The sequence below is a fragment of the Streptomyces sp. NPDC002776 genome (genome assembly GCF_053592195.1).
In genome coordinates, this window is sequence record NZ_JBSFVG010000001.1 from 846,423 (window position 1) to 863,353 (window position 16,931).

Consider the following 16,931-nt stretch of genomic DNA (forward strand, 5'->3'; position numbering starts at 1 on the left):
CAGCCGGACATGCCACTGGGGCGGCACCGATCCGGTGCCGCCCCAGCCGACCGTCACGTTCAGGTCGTCGTACGCCTCCGCCGCGCCCCCGGCCGCCGCTCGCTCGGCCGGGTCACCGCGTCCCCCGCCTCCAGGGCCGCGGCCCGGCGCTGCGCGCCGAAGTCCGCCAGCGCCTCGGCCAGCTTGTGCACGGACGGCTCCGGAGCCATCACGTCCACCCGCAGCCCGTGCTCCTCGGCGGTCTTCGCCGTGGCGGGACCGATGCAGGCGATCACGGTCACGTTGTGCGGCTTGCCGGCGATCCCGACCAGGTTCCGCACCGTGGAGGACGACGTGAAGAGAACGGCGTCGAAGCCACCCCCCTTGATCGCCTCCCGGGTCTCCGCCGGCGGCGGCGACGCCCGCACGGTCCGGTAGGCCGTGACGTCGTCCACCTCCCAGCCCAGCTCGATCAGCCCGGCGACCAGCGTCTCGGTGGCGATGTCGGCCCGCGGCAGGAACACCCGGTCGATCGGGTCGAAGACCGGGTCGTATGGCGGCCAGTCCTCCAGCAGGCCCGCGGCCGACTGCTCCCCGGACGGCACCAGATCCGGCTTCACCCCGAAGGCGATCAGCGCCTTGGCCGTCTGCTCCCCCACCGCCGCGACCTTGATCCCGGCGAAGGCCCGCGCGTCGAGCCCGTACTCCTCGAACTTCTCCCGCACGGCCTTGACCGCGTTCACCGAGGTGAAGGCGATCCACTCGTACCGCCCGGTCACCAGCCCCTTGACCGCGCGCTCCATCTGCTGGGGCGTGCGCGGCGGCTCGACGGCGATGGTCGGCACCTCGTGCGGCACGGCCCCGTAGGACCGAAGCTGGTCGGAGAGCGAGGCCGCCTGCTCCTTGGTGCGCGGCACGAGCACTCGCCAGCCGAAGAGCGGCTTGGACTCGAACCACGACAGCTGCTCGCGCTGGGCGGCTGCGGAACGCTCACCGACCACGGCTATGACCTGCCGCCCGCCCTCCGGCGAGGGCAGCACCTTGGCCTGCTTCAGCGTCTGCGCGATGGTGCCGAGCGTGGCGGTCCAGGTCCGCTGACGCGTGGTCGTGCCGGCGACCGTGACCGTCATCGGCGTATCGGGCTTGCGCCCGGCCGCCACCAGCTCACCGGCGGCCGCGGCGACGGAGTCGAGGGTCGTCGAGACGACCACCGTGCCGTCGGAGGCACCCACCTCCGTCCAGCACCGGTCGGACGCCGTGCGCGCGTCCACGAACCGCACGTCCGCGCCCTGCGCGTCACGCAGCGGCACACCGGCGTACGCGGGCACACCGACCGCGGCCGCGACACCCGGGACGACCTCGAAGGGCACCCCCGCCGCGGCGCACGCCAGCATCTCCTCGGCGGCGTAGGCGTCGAGCCCGGGGTCCCCGGACACCGCACGCACGACCCGCCTGCCGCCCCGCGCGGCCTCCATGACAAGATGTGCGGCATCCCGCACAGCGGGTGCACCAGCGGTTGTTGACGTACCGTCAACGACCGCGAGCTGAGGCGTGCCTGTGCCCGGAACAGGGTCCGAAGAGGGATCCGTGTTCACGACGGACACGCCCGGCCTGGCGTGCACCCGGACGACGTCGAGCACGTCGTGCTCGGCGACGAGGACGTCCGCGTTCGCCAGCGCCTCGACGGCGCGCAGAGTCAGCAGCCCCGGATCCCCGGGTCCGGCACCGAGGAAGGTGACGTGACCGTGTTCCAGGCCGGCGGAAAGGGCGGTGGGGCTCACTGTGCTCGCTCCCCCATCAGACCGGCCGCGCCCTGGGCAAGCATGTCGGCCGCGAGTTCGCGACCGAGTGCCAGCGCATGGTCGTGCGTCTCGGGCACGGGACCGGTGGTGGACAGCTGCACCGTACGAGAGCCGTCGGTCGTGCCGACGACGCCCCGCAGGCGCATCTCCTTGACAATCTGCCCGTCGCCCAGCAGGTCGGCCAGCGCGCCCACAGGGGCGGAGCAGCCGGCCTCCAGGGCGGCGAGCAGGGACCGTTCGGCCGTCACGGCGACCCGCGTGAACGGGTCGTCGAGCTCGCCGAGCGCGGCGATCAGGTCCGCGTTGTCCGCGGAGCACTCGATCGCCAGGGCCCCCTGGCCGGGGGCGGGCAAAACCGTGTCGACCGAGAGGAAGTCGGTCACCTCGTCGATGCGTCCGATGCGGTTCAGTCCGGCGGCGGCGAGCACGACGGCATCCAGCGCGCCGTCCCGCACGAACCCGATCCGCGTGTCGACGTTGCCGCGGATCGGCACCGTCTCGATGTCCAGCCCGTGGCTGCGCGCGTACCCGTTCAGCTGCGCCATGCGGCGCGGCGAACCCGTACCGATGCGCGCCCCGCGCGGCAGGTCGGTGAACTTCAGCGCGTCCCGGGCGACGATCACGTCCCGCGGGTCCTCGCGCTCCGGGATCGCGGCCAGCGCCAGGTCCTCGGGCTGCCCGGTGGGCAGGTCCTTGAGGGAGTGCACCGCGAAGTCGACCTCGCCGCGCAGCAGCGCGTCCCGCAGCGCGGTGACGAACACCCCCGTGCCGCCGATCTGCGCGAGGTTCTCCCGCGACACATCGCCGTACGTGGTGATCTCGACGAGCTCAACGGGCCTTCCCGTCACCCGGCGCACGGCGTCCGCCACCTGCCCGGACTGGGCCATGGCGAGCTTGCTGCGCCGGGTCCCGAGCCTCAGTGCCTTGTCTTTCATGCCGGCCCTCGGTCCTTCTCGGTGCTGTCCTCGGCCCGGGAGACGGCGGCCACCGTCTCGGGGTCGAGGTCGAACAGGGTCCGCAGTGCGTCCGCGTACCCGGCGCCGCCGGGTTCGGCCGCGAGCTGCTTGACCCGTACGGTCGGCGCGTGCAGGAGCTTGTCCACGACGCGCTTCACGGTCTGGGTGATCTCGCTGCGGTGCTTGTCGTCGAGACCCGGCAGCCGCCCCTCGAGCCGGGCGATCTCCCCGGCGACGACATCCGCGGCCATGGTGCGCAGCGCGACCACGGTCGGCGTGATGTGCGCGGCCCGCAGCGCCGCCCCGAAGGCGGCGACCTCGTCGGAGACGATACGGCGCACCTGGTCGACGTCGGCCGCCATCGGAGCGTCCGCCGAGGCGTCGGCGAGCGACTCGATGTCCACCAGCCGCACCCCGGCCAGCCGGTGCACGGCCGCGTCGATGTCCCGCGGCATCGCGAGGTCGAGCAGGTACAGCACGGGTTCGGGCCGCGCGGACTCGGCCACCGACTCGGGCCTGCGACGCTCGGGGATCCGTCCGGCGGTGGCCGCGGCGGCCGCGAGCGCGGCGATGGCCTCGGCCTCGTCGGGGGTGGTCTGCGGGCGCGGGGCGTTGTCCACCCAGGCGGCGTGCTGCTCCAGCTCGGCGGCCCCCATCCCGGCCACGGCGGCCTCCCCGAGCACGGAGAAGCCGGCGGTGGCCCGGACGGCGGGCAGGTCGAGCGGGCAGTTCTCCTCGGCGGCGGGACCCGCGACGGACGCGGAGCCCGCGGGCTGCCGTACCGCCGGGGCGGAGACCGGAGCCTGATCGGGGCCGGGCTGCGCGAAGGGCACCCGGCCCGTCAGCGCTCCGGCGATGGTCTCCGCGGCCAGCACGATGCCCGTCGCCCCGGTGCAGGACACCGCGACATCGGCACGTGTCAGTTCATCGGGCACCGCGTCCATCGGCACCGCACGCGCCGGCCCCGCCGCGCCCTCGTTCAGGATCTCGACGAGCCGCTCGGCCCGGTCGGCCGTACGGTTCGCGATCACGATCTCGGCGACCCCGGCCCGCGCCAGCGTCGCCGCGGCCAGCGAGGACATCGACCCGGCGCCGATGACCAGCGCCTTCTTCCCGCGCGCCCAGTCCTGCACGGCCGTACCGCCGGAGAGCTGCTCCAGCCCGAAGGTGACCAGGGACTGCCCGGCGCGGTCGATGCCGGTCTCGGAGTGCGCGCGCTTGCCGACCCGCAGGGCCTGCTGGAACAGGTCGTTGAGCAGGCGCCCCGCGGTGTGCAGGTCCTGCGCCCGGGCCAGCGAGTCCTTGATCTGCCCGAGGATCTGCCCCTCGCCGACGACCATGGAGTCCAGCCCGCAGGCCACCGAGAACAGGTGGTGGACAGCCCGGTCCTCGTAGTGCACGTAGAGATAGGGCGTGAGCTCGTCCAGCCCCACCCCGCTGTGCTGGGCGAGCAGCGTGGACAGCTCGGCGACACCGGCGTGGAACTTGTCCACGTCGGCGTACAGCTCGATCCGGTTGCAGGTGGCGAGCACCGCGGCCTCGGTGGCCGGCTCGGCGGCGACCGTGTCCTGGATCAGCTTGACCTGGGCGTCCGCGTTCAACGCGGCCCGCTCCAGCACGCTGACCGGGGCGCTGCGGTGGCTCAGTCCTACGACGAGAAGGCTCATGCCGGCATCACGGCGGGTACGTCCCCGTCGGGTCCCTTGTCGCCGGACTCGGCGCGGACGGCGGGCACACGACCGGCGCCGTCGGCCGCCGCGGCTTCCTCGCCGGCCTTGCGCTGCTCGTGGAAGGCGAGGATCTGCAGCTCGATGGAGAGGTCGACCTTGCGCACGTCGACGCCCTCGGGGACGTTCAGCACGGTCGGCGCGAAGTTCAGGATGGAGGTGACCCCGGCGGCGACCAGCCGCTCGCACACCTGCTGGGCGGCTCCGGCCGGAGTGGCGATGACACCGATGGACACGCCGTTGTCGTCGATGATCTTCTCGAGCTCGTCGGTGTGCTGCACCGGGATCCCGGCGACGGGCTTGCCGGCCATCGCGGGATCGGCGTCGATCAGCGCCGCCACCCGGAAGCCGCGCGAGGCGAAGCCGCCGTAGTTGGCGAGCGCCGCGCCGAGGTTGCCGATACCGACGATCACAACCGGCCAGTCCTGGGTCAGCCCCAGTTCGCGGGAGATCTGGTACACGAGATACTCGACGTCGTAACCCACGCCACGCGTCCCGTAGGAGCCCAGGTACGAGAAGTCCTTGCGCAGCTTCGCGGAGTTGACCCCCGCCGCGGCCGCGAGTTCCTCGGAGGAAACCGTGGGTACCGAGCGCTCGGAGAGTCCGGTCAGCGCACGGAGGTACAGCGGAAGCCGGGCGACGGTGGCCTCGGGAATCCCTCGGCTACGGGTCGCCGGTCGGTGAGTTCGGCCAGTTGCCACGGTGCTCCTGCGGGTAGAGCGGGGCTGTAGGCGGTCATGCGTCCCCAGACCGCCCCGTCGAATGCAGGCTATGTCTTTGTGAACGCGTGCACAAAGATGGTGTCCGATTTGCCCGGCCAACGTGACCGGGGTCACGCGCGTCCGTCTCGGAGGCAAAACCGCACACTTCCCTCATCAATCTCGCCCCCAAGACCAACTCTCCATCGATCCTAAGCGACCGGCCGGACTAGTTGGACTGGTCGGTCAGTGCCTTGCGGAGCCGCTCCTCGTTCACGCGCCAGAACGTGTGCTGCTCTCCGTCGACGAGCACGACGGGGATCTGTTCCCAGTACTGGTCGTGGAGTTGGGGGTCCTGGGTGATGTCCTTCTGCTCCCAGCGGACCCCGAGATCACCGCAGACCTTCTCGATGACGATCTGTGCGTCATCACACAGATGACAGCCCGGCTTGCGGACGAGAGTGACGAGCCGGTCCTGGGGCGCCTGCGCCTTGCGGCGGAAGAGTGGACTCATGTCAGCCATTCTCGCCCGCGCCGAGGCGGCCGGGACAGCCGCCGACATCGCCCGGGAGCCCGCGGACAGGGGCCGCCGCGGCGATGACTTCTTTAACGGCACGGTCGCGGAGAGTTCACAGCCTCCCAACCTCTCGACTCCGGAACCCCCGAACAAAATGGCTATGCTCACGCCATGGCCGCTCTCGGATGGCTCACTCCCCGTAGGCGCTCCGCCACCGCGCGGAGCGTGTTGGCAGGCGAGGCCTCGGCGGAGGCCGCGCGCAAGTCGGTCCCCCCGGAGGACGAACCGCAGTTCCCGGTGCTCGGGGACGACCGGGCGGCGGCGTTCTTCGACCTGGACAACACCGTGATGCAGGGCGCCGCACTGTTCCACTTCGGCCGTGGCCTGCACAAACGGAAGTTCTTCGAGACCCGTGACCTGGCCCGCTTCGCCTGGCAGCAGGCGTGGTTCCGGCTGGCCGGGGTCGAGGATCCCGAGCACATGCAGGAGGCGCGGGACTCGGCGCTGTCGATCGTCAAGGGCCACCGGGTCTCGGAGCTGATGTCGATCGGCGAGGAGATCTACGACGAGTACATGGCCGAGCGGATCTGGCCCGGGACGCGGGCGCTGGCGCAGGCCCATCTGGACGCGGGCCAGAAGGTGTGGCTGGTGACGGCGGCACCGGTGGAGATCGCGCAGGTGATCGCGCGCCGACTGGGCCTGACCGGTGCCCTCGGCACGGTGGCGGAATCGGTGGACGGCGTCTACACGGGCAAGCTGGTCGGGGAACCCCTGCACGGCCCGGCGAAGGCGGAGGCGGTCCGGGCGCTGGCGACGGCGGAGGGCCTGGACCTGACCCGCTGCGCGGCCTACAGCGACAGCCACAACGACATCCCGATGCTGTCCCTGGTGGGCCACCCCTACGCGATCAACCCGGACGCCAAGCTCCGCAAGCACGCCCGCGAACTGGACTGGCGCCTGCGCGACTACCGGACGGGCCGCAAGGCCGCCAAGGTCGGCATCCCCGCGGCGGCCGGAGTCGGCGCGGTGGCCGGCGGCACGGCCGCGGCGATCGCCATCTCGCGCCGCCGCCGCTGAACCGGCCCGCGCCCGCGTCTCCGGCCGACCGGACCGCGCCCACCCGCGCCCACCTCTGATCACCAGCCCTCCGCGCCGACGGAACCCGGCCAATCGCAAGACCGTACCCACTCAACCCGCTGTCCAGCCCCCTTGGCTGCACACGGCCACAACACGCCCCGGCCCCGACCGGAATACGCCCACACCTGATCAACAAACGATCACAGTGCGGCACTTGATCGGGCCTCATTCGGTTACAGAAGCGACGTAATCGATGATTTGAGCAACTGGGTGTAGCAGCGCCTGTACGAAGCGTTATTCTCCTCAGACGCAATCCGGTACCCCTCCGTCGCTACGACGGGTGAACGGTCCCGTACTGCACGTGATGGAAGCTCTGCCTCTGGGAGTCCCGTGTACCCACACGTCGGGGTTGACGCCTCGGGCCTGGCTACGCTGCGCGCAACGGTCCAAGACCTGTTGCGCGGCTTCGTCCCCACCGCGTACGCCGTCCCCACCCTTGCCGTAGCCGCCACCCCCGTCGGGCCGTGCTACGCGCTCGCCGACGGCGGCCCCGCCGTCGGCAGACGGGGGCGTTCGACCGGTGCCACGACCGCCCGGCGTCCGGCCGCTGACAGCGACAGCGCCCGCATGATGGATCTCGTCGAACGCGCACAGGCCGGCGAGGCCGACGCCTTCGGGCGTCTCTACGACCAGTACAGCGACACTGTCTACCGGTACATCTACTACCGCGTGGGCGGAAAGGCCACCGCCGAGGACCTCACGAGCGAGACCTTTCTGCGCGCCCTGCGGCGGATCGGCACCTTCACCTGGCAAGGGCGTGACTTCGGCGCCTGGCTCGTCACCATCGCCCGCAATCTCGTCGCCGACCACTTCAAGTCCAGCCGCTTCCGGCTGGAGGTCACCACCGGCGAGATGCTCGACGCCAACGAGGTCGAGCGCTCCCCCGAGGACTCGGTGCTGGAGTCGCTGTCCAACGCGGCCCTGCTGGACGCCGTCCGGCGGCTCAATCCACAGCAGCAGGAGTGCGTCACGCTCCGCTTCCTCCAGGGCCTCTCCGTCGCCGAGACCGCCCGCGTCATGGGCAAGAACGAAGGGGCCATCAAGACCCTCCAGTACCGCGCCGTACGCACCCTCGCCCGGCTCCTGCCGGACGACGCCCGCTGACCGCATACGGTCGGTAATGGCCAAGTCGCTTTCGGTAATAGTCCGTTGACTTCCCGATCCGATCATCCGCCGTCCGTAACCCAAGTGCCGCGACGCTCGTTGTGCGGGATGCAGGCTCCCTGTGGTCACCACCCGGCCACCGCCGATCACCCGATCGTGTGGATGTGCTCAGGTGGTGCAACCCTCAGGACCCCCTGGGGAGTCGACCGTCATGACGAGAGGAGGTGCCGCCAGTGATCGCGAACGTATCGGCGCACCGGCGGGCGAACGCCTTCGCCCTGGCCCTGGAGGAGCAGTCCGACCGGGGCACGGCGGCCGAGCAGTCCGAAGGACCGGCACCGGCCCCGGCTGCTGCGGAACAGACCGGGCAGGGCCGCCTGTTGGCCCTCGCCTCGGGTCTCGGCGAACTGCCCAAACCGGAGATGGATCCGGAGGTCAAGGTCGTGCAGCGGGCCCAGCTCGTGGCCGCGATGGAGGCCATGCTGCTGGAGGGCGCGGGCGGCGGGATGGATTCCGCGGTACCCGAACAGCGCTCCCATCGGGCCCGGGGCGCACACCGGGCGACCCCGCTCGGCAAACTGCGACCGCGGTCCCGGCTCACCAAGGGCCTGGCCGCTGGCGGCCTCAGCGTCGGAGTCGCCGCCGGTGCCTTCGGCGGAGTCGCCGCCGCCAGCGGTGACGCCCTGCCCGGCGACTCGCTCTACGGCCTCAAGCGCGGCATCGAGGACTTCAAGCGCGGCCTCACCGACACCGACAGCGAGCGCGGCCAGGTCTTCCTCGACCAGGCCTCCACCCGGCTCAGCGAAGCGCGCCGGCTGATGGAGCGCGACCGCGGCGGCCACCTCGACCACGAATCCCTCGGCGAGATCCGCCGCGCCCTGTCCGGGATGCACCACGACGCCTCCGAGGGCCACCGGCTGCTCTCCGCGGCGTACGCGGCCGACCCGGACTCGCTCGGCCCCATGCAGGCGCTGTCCGCCTTCTCCCGCTCGCACCGCGACACCTGGGGCGCCCTGCGCGACCGGCTCCCCGTGCAGCTCGGCGACGTCGGTGAGCGGGTGTCGTCGGTCTTCGACGCCATAGACGAAGAAGTGGCCCCGCTGCAGACCCTGCTGCCCGAGCCTCCCGCCAAGGGCGGCGGCTCCGGCCCCCGGCAGGGCGGTTCCGGCGCGGCCTCCACCGGCTCGTCCGGCACGGACCGCTCGGCGGCCCCCAGCAGCGGCAACAGCGCCTCCGACGGCCGCCAGTCCAGCAGCGGCGGTCCCAGCAGGTCCGCGAGTTCCGGTGGCGAGGACGACGGCCTGCTCGGCGGCAGCACCGGCGGCCTGCTCGACCCGCCGAAGGAGAGCACGGGCAGTACGACTCCGTCGACCAGCACCCCGCCGGTCCCGGAGCCGGATGTGACACTCCCGCCGCTCCTCCCGGGCCTGCTCCCCGGGTTCGGCATCGACGGCGAGAACGCGGACTAGCCGGTACGCGGATCGGGGGCGCCCTTCTCGGGAAGGACGCCCCCGTTGCCGTACAAACGTTTCTTCGGTCCGCCCGGGTGCGGCAGGGCTCAGAAGAAGACCGACCTGCGCTGCACCAGCAGCTTGTACAGGGTGTGCTGGATCTGTTCCCTGACCTGGTCCGTCAGGTTGAACATCAGCATCGGATCCTCCGCCGCCTCCAGCGGATAGCCGTCGGTGAGGATGGGCTCGCCGAACTGGATCGTCCACTTCGTCGGCAGCGGGATCGCGCCGAGCGGGCCGAGCCACGGGAAGGTCGGCGTCAGCGGGAAGTACGGGAATCCGAGGACCCGGGCCAGCGTCTTGGCGTTGCCGATCATCGGGTAGATCTCCTCCGCCCCCACGATCGAGCACGGGATGATCGGGGCGCCTTGGCGCAGTGCCGTGGAGACGAAGCCGCCGCGGCCGAAGCGCTGGAGCTTGTAGCGCTCACTGAAGGGCTTGCCGATGCCCTTGAAGCCCTCCGGCATCACGCCGACCAGTTCGCCCTGGCCGAGGAGGCGTTCGGCGTCCTCCGCGCAGGCCAGGGTGTGGCCGAGCTTGCGGGCGAGCTCGTTGACCACCGGCAGCATGAAGACCAGGTCCGCGGCGAGCAGCCGTAGATGACGCCCGGCGGGGTGGTTGTCGTGGACGGCGACCTGCATCATCAGGCCGTCCAGCGGCAGGGTGCCGGAGTGGTTGGCGACGATCAGGGCGCCGCCCTCGGCCGGGATGTTCTCCACACCCTTCACCTCGACCCGGAAGTACTTCTCGTACACCGGGCGCAGCAGCGACATCAGGACCTGGTCGGTCAGCTCCTCGTCGTAGCCGAAGTCGTCGACCTCGTAGTCCCCGGTGAGGCGGCGGCGCAGGAAGGACAGACCGCCGGCGATGCGCTGTTCCAGGCCGCCGCCCTCCTGCTGCTCCCGCATCTCTTCCGTCACCGGGACATCATCCTGCGCGGCCGCCGGGTCGGGCAGGGGCTGGGCCTCAGGGACCTCACGGACCTCATGGACCAGCGCGGGCTCCGCGCTCTTGCGCCGGTTCCCCACGCTCCGGCGCCGCACCGGCCGCTGTACGGCGCCCGCGCGGGACCGGTCGTCGTCGAACGGAATGACCTTGGCGTCCGCCATCGTTGATGCGCTCCTCAGTTGGCGCTCTGCGTCGGGGGGTGACCGCTGCCCTCGAGGGACAGCGCGGCGATCCGGTCGACGGCCCCCGCGAGGGCCTCCGGCGGGAGCAGTCCGGGTCCGCGGCTGCGCGCGAAGTCCGCGAAGGTCTCCGCGGTCGTGTACTTCGGCTGGAAGCCGAGCGTCTCCCGCATCTGGTCCGTGGCCACGACCCGGCCGTGGGTGAGCAGCCGGATCTGTTCGGGCGAGAAGTCCGTCATGCCGAGCGTGCGCACCAGCGAGCCGGCCCAGGTGACGGCGGGCAGCAGCAGGGGCACGGTGGGCCGGCCGAGCCGTCGCGAACACTGCGACAGCAGCAGGACTCCGTCACCGGCGATGTTGAAGGTGCCGCTGTTGAGGGTGCCGCGCTCGGGTTCGTGCGAACCGATTCGCAGCACCTCGATCACATCGTCCTCGTGCACGAACTGCAGCCGTGGGTCGTAGCCGAACACGGTCGGCAGCACGGGCAGTGAGAAGTACGCCGCGAGCGGGGTGTCCGCGGTCGGGCCGAGGATGTTGGCGAACCGCAGCACACAGACGGCGACGTCCGGCCGCCGCCGGGCGAAGCCGCGCACATAGCCCTCGACCTCGACGGTGTCCTTGGCGAACCCGCCGCTGGGCAGCGACTTGGGCGGGGTGGTCTCGGTGAACATAGCGGGATCGCGCGGCGCCGACCCGTACACGTTCGTACTGGACTTCACCACCAGCCGCTTGACGGCCGGCGACTTCTGGCAGGCCCCGAGCAGCTGCATGGTGCCGATGACGTTGGTCTCCTTGACCGTGGTCCGGCTGCCGGCGCCGAGCGCCGTGCCCGTGACGTCCAGGTGTACGACCGTGTCGGCGCCCGTCTCGGCCAGCACCCGCGCTATGCCGGCCTGCCGGATGTCGGCCTGGATGAAGTCCGCACCGCCCAGATGGTGCTCGGGCGGAACCGCGTCCACGGCGACGACCCGGTCGACCTGGGGGTCACGCTGGATCCGCCGTACGAACCGGCCCCCCAGTTGACGGGCCACTCCGGTCACGAGCACGACCTTGCCCAAGATCAGCGCCTTCCTTCCAGGAATCGTCCAGACCTGATGTACCGCTGCTCGTTACCCTGCCGGGTTCCCCGTGTGCCGCCAACTTAGCGGCTCGGTGTCGCGCTGTGAGGACCACCCACTGCACGAAGTGACGGCACCCCCGGACGTACGAACAGACCGAGCCATCCCGGCGTCCAGACCTACGCACAGGCTCCGGTCCGCCGCACACCGGCCCCGGGAACGCGCGCGGCCCCCCACCTGTCCGGTGGGGGGCCACACGTACGCTCTCGCGGCTCGCGTCGCGACCTTACTTCTTGTTGCGACGCTGAACGCGCGTGCGCTTGAGCAGCTTGCGGTGCTTCTTCTTGGCCATCCGCTTGCGCCGCTTCTTGATAACAGAGCCCACGACTACCCTCGCTCACTTCTCATCACTCGGTGTTTGGGCGCCATGGGCCCACACGACCTACGAGGGGCTAGCCTAACCCGCCCGAGCGCTGAGGTCGTAATCGAGGTGGCCGGGGGAGATCCGATGGTGCCCTGAGGACTCCCCCGCACCCGTGTGCCGTCAGGCGGTTTCCACCCCCACATAACTCTCGCGGAGGTACTCGTGCACCGCTTGCTCGGGGACGCGGAAGGACCGCCCCACCCGGATCGCGGGCAGATGACCGCTGTGCACCAAGCGGTACACGGTCATCTTCGACACTCGCATCACCGAGGCGACTTCCGCCACGGTAAGGAACTGAACCTCGTTCAGAGGCCTCTCGCCAGCTGCAGCCATGACACACCTGAACCTTCCGCACTCGACGGCCACCGGCTTCCCCTTCCGGTGACTCTTCGTCGTTGCGTGCTCACTCCCCAATGTAGGGGCGGGTGATGCGAGTGGGGAAGAGGTGCACCCATCGGCGGCCTACTGTGACAGACACGCTCGATTGAGTACGTAGCGGGTAAGCGGCCGGTAGTAATCGGACCGCACAGCGTCATCAAGTGGAACGACGACGGACACGGTCCCCTCGGCCTCCCCCACGAAGAGCGCGGGGTCATCCGTATCGGCGAGACCAATGGCCTCGAACCCCAGCTGACCTGCTCCGCAGACCCAGCCGTGATCCCCGATGACCAGCTCCGGCAACGGCCCGCCGGCCTCGGCGGCCGCGGCCAGCGCGGTACGAACCGGGAGGGGCGAGTGGGTGTGTGCGCCGGTCTCACCACCGGAGCCCGGGTGGCCCGGTTCTCGCACGAGCGCGACTCCTCGTACGTAGTCCAGGTTGTACGTGCGTAGACCGAACCGGGTCGTTATGTCGACACAGCGACCCTGCGCCGGTGTGAGTACAACACAGCCGGCCGTCGAGAGAGCGTCCGCCAAAGCGACGTAGAAACCGAGCAGCCGATGCGGATGTCCGGTGCCGATCAGCACGGGGCCGCTGCGCTGAGCGACGGCCGCGATCCGGGCGGCGAAGGAGTCGAGAGCGGCCACAGTTCGCGCCGGATCGATGACATCATGCCCGTCCACGCGCGACGGATCAGCGGAAACTCCACATTTATCGGCCATGAGTGCGACCAATTCGCGGGGCTCCCAGGAACATTGCGGATCAATCCCGAGCAAAACCCTCGGATCCCGGGCCGCGAAGAGCCGATAACTCCGCAGACTCGCCTCCCGCGAGGTGGCCACCACCCCCGCCAGCCGAGCAGCGACCAGATGAGCACGCAGAGCACCGATGGACAACACGGGAGCGATGCTGACGGACGAACCCGCCCGGGACGACCAGAACGGCAGAACACCCCACGGTCGGCGTAACGGCCCCATCAGCCCGTCCGGCGTTTGAGGACGAGGCCCTCTCAGCCCGTCCGGCGTTTGAGGACGAGGCCCTTTCGGGGCCGACCGGGGGGTCCAGGGGGCGGAGCCCCCGGGCGGGGCGGAAGGGGCGGCAGCCCCTGGGGGTGGGACGGGTAGGGGCGGCGGGGGCGAAACCCCCTCCCCTACGGCAACAGCCCCCGCAACGGAAACACCGCCCGCCGAGCCGCCAGCACGGCCTGGTCCAGCCGATCCGCAGGGTCGTACCCCGCCTCCCACGCCCCCCACTCCACCGGCCACCGCCCGTCCGTCATCCGCGCCGGCGCCAACTGCCGCGTACGAGCGAACACTTCCTGCCGCCACCCCTCAGGAATAACGGCCTCCGGCGCGATCTCCCGCCCCGCCGCGATCCCCACCAGATGCGTCCACGACCGCGGCACGACATCCACCACCGCGTACCCGCCACCCCCGAGCGCCACCCACCGCCCCTCGGCGAACTCATGCGCCAGCTCATGACAGGCGACCTGCACAGCCCGCTGCGCATCCAGCGACACCGCCAGATGCGCCAACGGATCCTCGAAGTGCGTATCCGCCCCATGCTGCGTCACCAGCACCTGCGGCCGGAACTCAGCAATCAGCTCCGGCACCACGGAGTGAAACGCCCGCAACCACCCCGCGTCCCCCGTCCCCGCCGGCAACGCCACATTCACCGCCGATCCCTCGGCCTCCCCGGCCGCCCCGGTCTCCTCCGGCCACCCGGTCTGCGGGAACAGCGTCCGCGGATGCTCGTGCAGCGAGATCGTCAGAACCCGCGGATCCTCCCAGAAGGCGGCCTGCACCCCGTCCCCGTGATGCACGTCCACATCCACGTACGCGACCCGCTCGGCACCCAGCTCCAACAGCCGCGCGATGGCGAGCGACGCGTCGTTGTAGATGCAGAACCCCGACGCACTCGCGGGCATCGCATGATGCAGCCCGCCCGCGAAGTTCACCGCGTGCAGCGCGTCACCCCGCCACACGGCCTCCGCGGCCCCCACCGACTGCCCCGCGATCAGCGTCGAGACCTCGTGCATCCCCGCGAACGCCGGATCATCGAGCGTCCCCAGCCCGTACGACCCGTCCGCCGCCCCCGGATCCACCGACGCGGCCTTCACGGCCGCGATGTAGTCCTCCCGGTGCACGAGCCGCAGCGTCGACTCCCCCGCCGCCTTCGCCGCGACCACATCGACCTCCCGGTCGAGCCCGAAGGCCTCGACCAGTCGCCGGGTCAGCGCGAGCCGGACCGGATCCATCGGATGCTCCGGACCGAAGTCATATCCCGTTACTGCCTCGTCCCACATCAGCTGTGCGCGGCCGCTCATGCCCGCCACCGTATCGGTCCGGTTGAGCGTCGAACGACCGGGCGTACACGAGCGTCACCAGCACCAACACCATCGGCGCCAGCATCGCCCCGCGATAACTCCACGCATCGCCCAAGGCCCCCACCAACGGCGAACCGATCAAAAAGCCCACATAGTTGAACACATTCAGCCGGGCAACGGCCGCATCGGACGCCCCCGGGAACAACCGCCCCGCCGCCGCGAAGGTCTGCGGCACCAGCACACACAACCCCAGCCCCACCAAGGTGAACCCGAGCATCCCCACCCACGCCCCGGGCGCCACGGCCACGACGGCGAACCCACCCGCCGCGACCACCGTCCCGCCCCGCACCACCGCCACGGCCCCGAACCGCCGCACCCCGAAGTCCCCGATGGCCCGCCCCACCAGCGTGGTCACCATGTAGACGGCATACGGCACGGTCGCGAGCTGCTCACTGCTCCCGAGCACGTCCTGGAGGTACTTCGCGCTCCAGTTGGAGACCGTGGAATCCCCGATGTACGCGAAGGTCATCACCAGACACAACGGCAGCAGCACCTTGAACCCGACGCCCCCCGCCGAGCCCTTCACCGCCTCCCCCCGCACAGCCGCCGCCGGCTCCCCGTCGACGTACCACCGACTCCCCACGAACGCGGCGGGCAGCAGCACGACCACGACGGGCAGGTACGACACGAACAGCGCGAGATCCCAGTGCGCCCCCGCCCACGCCAGCGAGGCCCCCAGAATCCCGCCCAGGCTGTACGCGGCGTGGAAACTGAGCATGATGCTGCGCCCGTACGACCGCTGCAGACTGACCCCGAGCATGTTCATCGAAGCGTCCAACGCCCCCACCGACAGCCCGAACGCCCCGAGCGCCGCGGCCAGCTCGACCATCCGGTCCCCGGCCGCGACCCCCAGCAGCGCCAGGAACACCACCGGCTGGGACCACCGCAGCACCCGGCTGGGCGGCACCCGCTTCACCAGCCGCCCGGTCGCCACGCTCCCGACACCGGCCAGGACGGGCACGGCGGCGAGGAAGACCGGCAGCAGCGCGTCGGAGACCCCGTACCGGTCCTGGATGGCCGGGATCCGGGTCACCAGCAGCGCGAAGGCGACGCCCTGGGCGAAGAAGCTGAACGCCAGCGAGGCCCTGCCGCGCCGCAGCACATCAGTCATGGCGGGAGCGTAGGGCCCGTGCGTACTCGTGGGTAGATCCAGCCAAAGATGAGTTTCCCTCAGCTTCGGTCAGACCAGCAGGTCGTTCAACTCCCCCATGTCACCGAAGAGTCCGGTGGCACCCTCCAGCCGCGCGGCGGGCGTCATCGCCGTGAAGCCGTAGACATCCATCCCGGCCGCGACGGCGGCACGCACCCCCAGCGGACTGTCCTCCACGACGACACACCGCTCCGGCGCGACCCCCATCCGCTCGGCCGCGTACAGGAACAGATCCGGCGCCGGCTTCCCCCGCCCCACATCCTGCGAGCTGAAGATCCGCCCGTCCTCGAACCACCGCGTCAGCCCGGTCGTCCGATGCCCCACCCGAATCCGCTCATGACTCCCGGAGGAGGCCACGCAGTACGGCACCCCGTCCGCGGCCAGCTTCTCCAGCACTCCCTCGGCCCCGGCCACCGGCTTCAGCTCCTGCTCGAAGGCAGCGAACACCCGAGCGTGAAAGACATCATCGAAGTCCCCCGGCAGCCGCTCCCCGGTCCGCGCCTCGACGAGATCGTGTACGCGGTGCATGGCGGCGCCCATGTAGTCGCGCAGGGAGTCCTCGTAGGAGGTCGGGTGCCCCAGCTCGGTGAGATAGGCGGCGAGCAGCCGGTTGGAGATGGGCTCACTGTCGACGAGCACACCGTCGTTGTCGAAGATCACGAGGTCATAGCGCATAACAAGGAGCCTAAACGCAGAAAACCCCGCACCGATAAGGTGCGGGGTTCTCCCAAAAATTGTTCGGCGGTGTCCTACTCTCCCACAGGGTCCCCCCTGCAGTACCATCGGCGCTGTAAGGCTTAGCTTCCGGGTTCGGAATGTAACCGGGCGTTTCCCTCACGCTATGACCACCGAAACACTATGAAGTTGGACCGGAAAAAAACACGGTCGTTGCCTCAGAACTAACACAGTGGACGCGAGCAACTGAGGACAAGCCCTCGGCCTATTAGTACCGGTCACCTCCACACCTTACGGTGCT

The 16,931-nt window shown here is 70.6% G+C and carries 16 protein-coding genes and 1 rRNA gene; 3 read left to right on the forward strand and 14 right to left on the reverse strand.

The features are described from left to right. Positions 1–59 precede the first annotated feature (59 nt). The 5 genes from ACWD11_RS04005 to ACWD11_RS04025 form a co-directional block, all read right to left on the reverse strand. On the reverse strand, positions 60–1,760 hold the full coding sequence (locus ACWD11_RS04005; protein WP_451281095.1) for a uroporphyrinogen-III synthase: 1,701 nt from the start codon (positions 1,758–1,760) through the stop codon (positions 60–62). Then, positions 1,757–2,716 (reverse strand): hydroxymethylbilane synthase, encoded by a 960-nt coding sequence (gene hemC, locus ACWD11_RS04010; protein WP_451281097.1) that lies wholly within the window; start codon positions 2,714–2,716, stop codon positions 1,757–1,759. Before hemC ends, ACWD11_RS04005 begins: the two co-directional genes overlap by 4 nt. Beyond that, positions 2,713–4,404, reverse strand: coding sequence for a glutamyl-tRNA reductase (locus ACWD11_RS04015; protein WP_451281099.1), 1,692 nt, complete (start codon positions 4,402–4,404; stop codon positions 2,713–2,715). The genes hemC and ACWD11_RS04015 overlap by 4 nt, the downstream gene beginning before the upstream one ends. Continuing rightward, complete coding sequence (locus ACWD11_RS04020) at positions 4,401–5,165, reverse strand: redox-sensing transcriptional repressor Rex (RefSeq protein ID WP_389415592.1); 765 nt, start codon at positions 5,163–5,165, stop codon at positions 4,401–4,403. The genes ACWD11_RS04015 and ACWD11_RS04020 overlap by 4 nt, the downstream gene beginning before the upstream one ends. A 226-nt stretch (positions 5,166–5,391) precedes the next feature. Next, positions 5,392–5,676 (reverse strand): glutaredoxin family protein, encoded by a 285-nt coding sequence (locus ACWD11_RS04025; protein ID WP_389415593.1) that lies wholly within the window; start codon positions 5,674–5,676, stop codon positions 5,392–5,394. A 174-nt stretch (positions 5,677–5,850) separates the two neighbouring features. Here ACWD11_RS04025 and ACWD11_RS04030 point away from each other — a divergent pair, with 174 nt between their 5' ends. From ACWD11_RS04030 to ACWD11_RS04040, 3 genes are all read left to right on the forward strand, one after another. Next, positions 5,851–6,756: an HAD family hydrolase gene (locus ACWD11_RS04030; RefSeq protein ID WP_389415594.1), complete on the forward strand. Its 906-nt coding sequence runs from the start codon at positions 5,851–5,853 to the stop codon at positions 6,754–6,756. A gap of 390 nt (positions 6,757–7,146) precedes the next feature. Further along, positions 7,147–7,920: an ECF subfamily RNA polymerase sigma factor, BldN family gene (locus ACWD11_RS04035; protein WP_250070768.1), complete on the forward strand. Its 774-nt coding sequence runs from the start codon at positions 7,147–7,149 to the stop codon at positions 7,918–7,920. 233 nt (positions 7,921–8,153) lie between these two features. After that, on the forward strand, positions 8,154–9,389 hold the full coding sequence (locus tag ACWD11_RS04040; protein ID WP_451281102.1) for a DUF5667 domain-containing protein: 1,236 nt from the start codon (positions 8,154–8,156) through the stop codon (positions 9,387–9,389). An 89-nt stretch (positions 9,390–9,478) separates the two neighbouring features. On the opposite strand, the gene ACWD11_RS04045 is transcribed toward ACWD11_RS04040, so the two are convergent. The 9 genes from ACWD11_RS04045 to rrf form a co-directional block, all read right to left on the reverse strand. Then, positions 9,479–10,540: a lysophospholipid acyltransferase family protein gene (locus ACWD11_RS04045; RefSeq protein ID WP_451281104.1), complete on the reverse strand. Its 1,062-nt coding sequence runs from the start codon at positions 10,538–10,540 to the stop codon at positions 9,479–9,481. Between the two features lie 14 nt (positions 10,541–10,554). Further along, positions 10,555–11,616, reverse strand: coding sequence for an NAD-dependent epimerase/dehydratase family protein (locus ACWD11_RS04050; RefSeq protein ID WP_389415597.1), 1,062 nt, complete (start codon positions 11,614–11,616; stop codon positions 10,555–10,557). Positions 11,617–11,902: 286 nt separating this feature from the next. Further along, entirely contained in the window at positions 11,903–12,001 is a 99-nt protein-coding gene (locus ACWD11_RS04055) for a 30S ribosomal protein bS22 (protein WP_003948845.1), read from the reverse strand. 159 nt (positions 12,002–12,160) lie between these two features. Further along, positions 12,161–12,373 (reverse strand): helix-turn-helix domain-containing protein, encoded by a 213-nt coding sequence (locus ACWD11_RS04060; RefSeq protein WP_004984898.1) that lies wholly within the window; start codon positions 12,371–12,373, stop codon positions 12,161–12,163. Positions 12,374–12,502: 129 nt separating this feature from the next. Continuing rightward, the gene (locus ACWD11_RS04065; protein ID WP_389415598.1) at positions 12,503–13,318 is read right to left on the reverse strand and encodes a phosphatase; all 816 of its coding nucleotides are present in this window, start codon (positions 13,316–13,318) and stop codon (positions 12,503–12,505) included. A 251-nt stretch (positions 13,319–13,569) separates the two neighbouring features. Continuing rightward, the gene (locus tag ACWD11_RS04070; RefSeq protein WP_451281107.1) at positions 13,570–14,745 is read right to left on the reverse strand and encodes an acetoin utilization protein AcuC; all 1,176 of its coding nucleotides are present in this window, start codon (positions 14,743–14,745) and stop codon (positions 13,570–13,572) included. Then, entirely contained in the window at positions 14,696–15,958 is a 1,263-nt protein-coding gene (locus ACWD11_RS04075) for an MFS transporter (RefSeq protein ID WP_451281154.1), read from the reverse strand. Before ACWD11_RS04075 ends, ACWD11_RS04070 begins: the two co-directional genes overlap by 50 nt. A gap of 27 nt (positions 15,959–15,985) precedes the next feature. Beyond that, positions 15,986–16,630 carry an HAD family hydrolase gene (locus tag ACWD11_RS04080; protein ID WP_389415600.1) on the reverse strand — a complete coding sequence of 215 codons (645 nt, stop codon included), beginning with the start codon at positions 16,628–16,630 and terminating at the stop codon, positions 15,986–15,988. 61 nt (positions 16,631–16,691) lie between these two features. After that, a 5S ribosomal RNA gene (rrf, locus tag ACWD11_RS04085) occupies positions 16,692–16,808 on the reverse strand. Positions 16,809–16,931 lie beyond the last annotated feature (123 nt).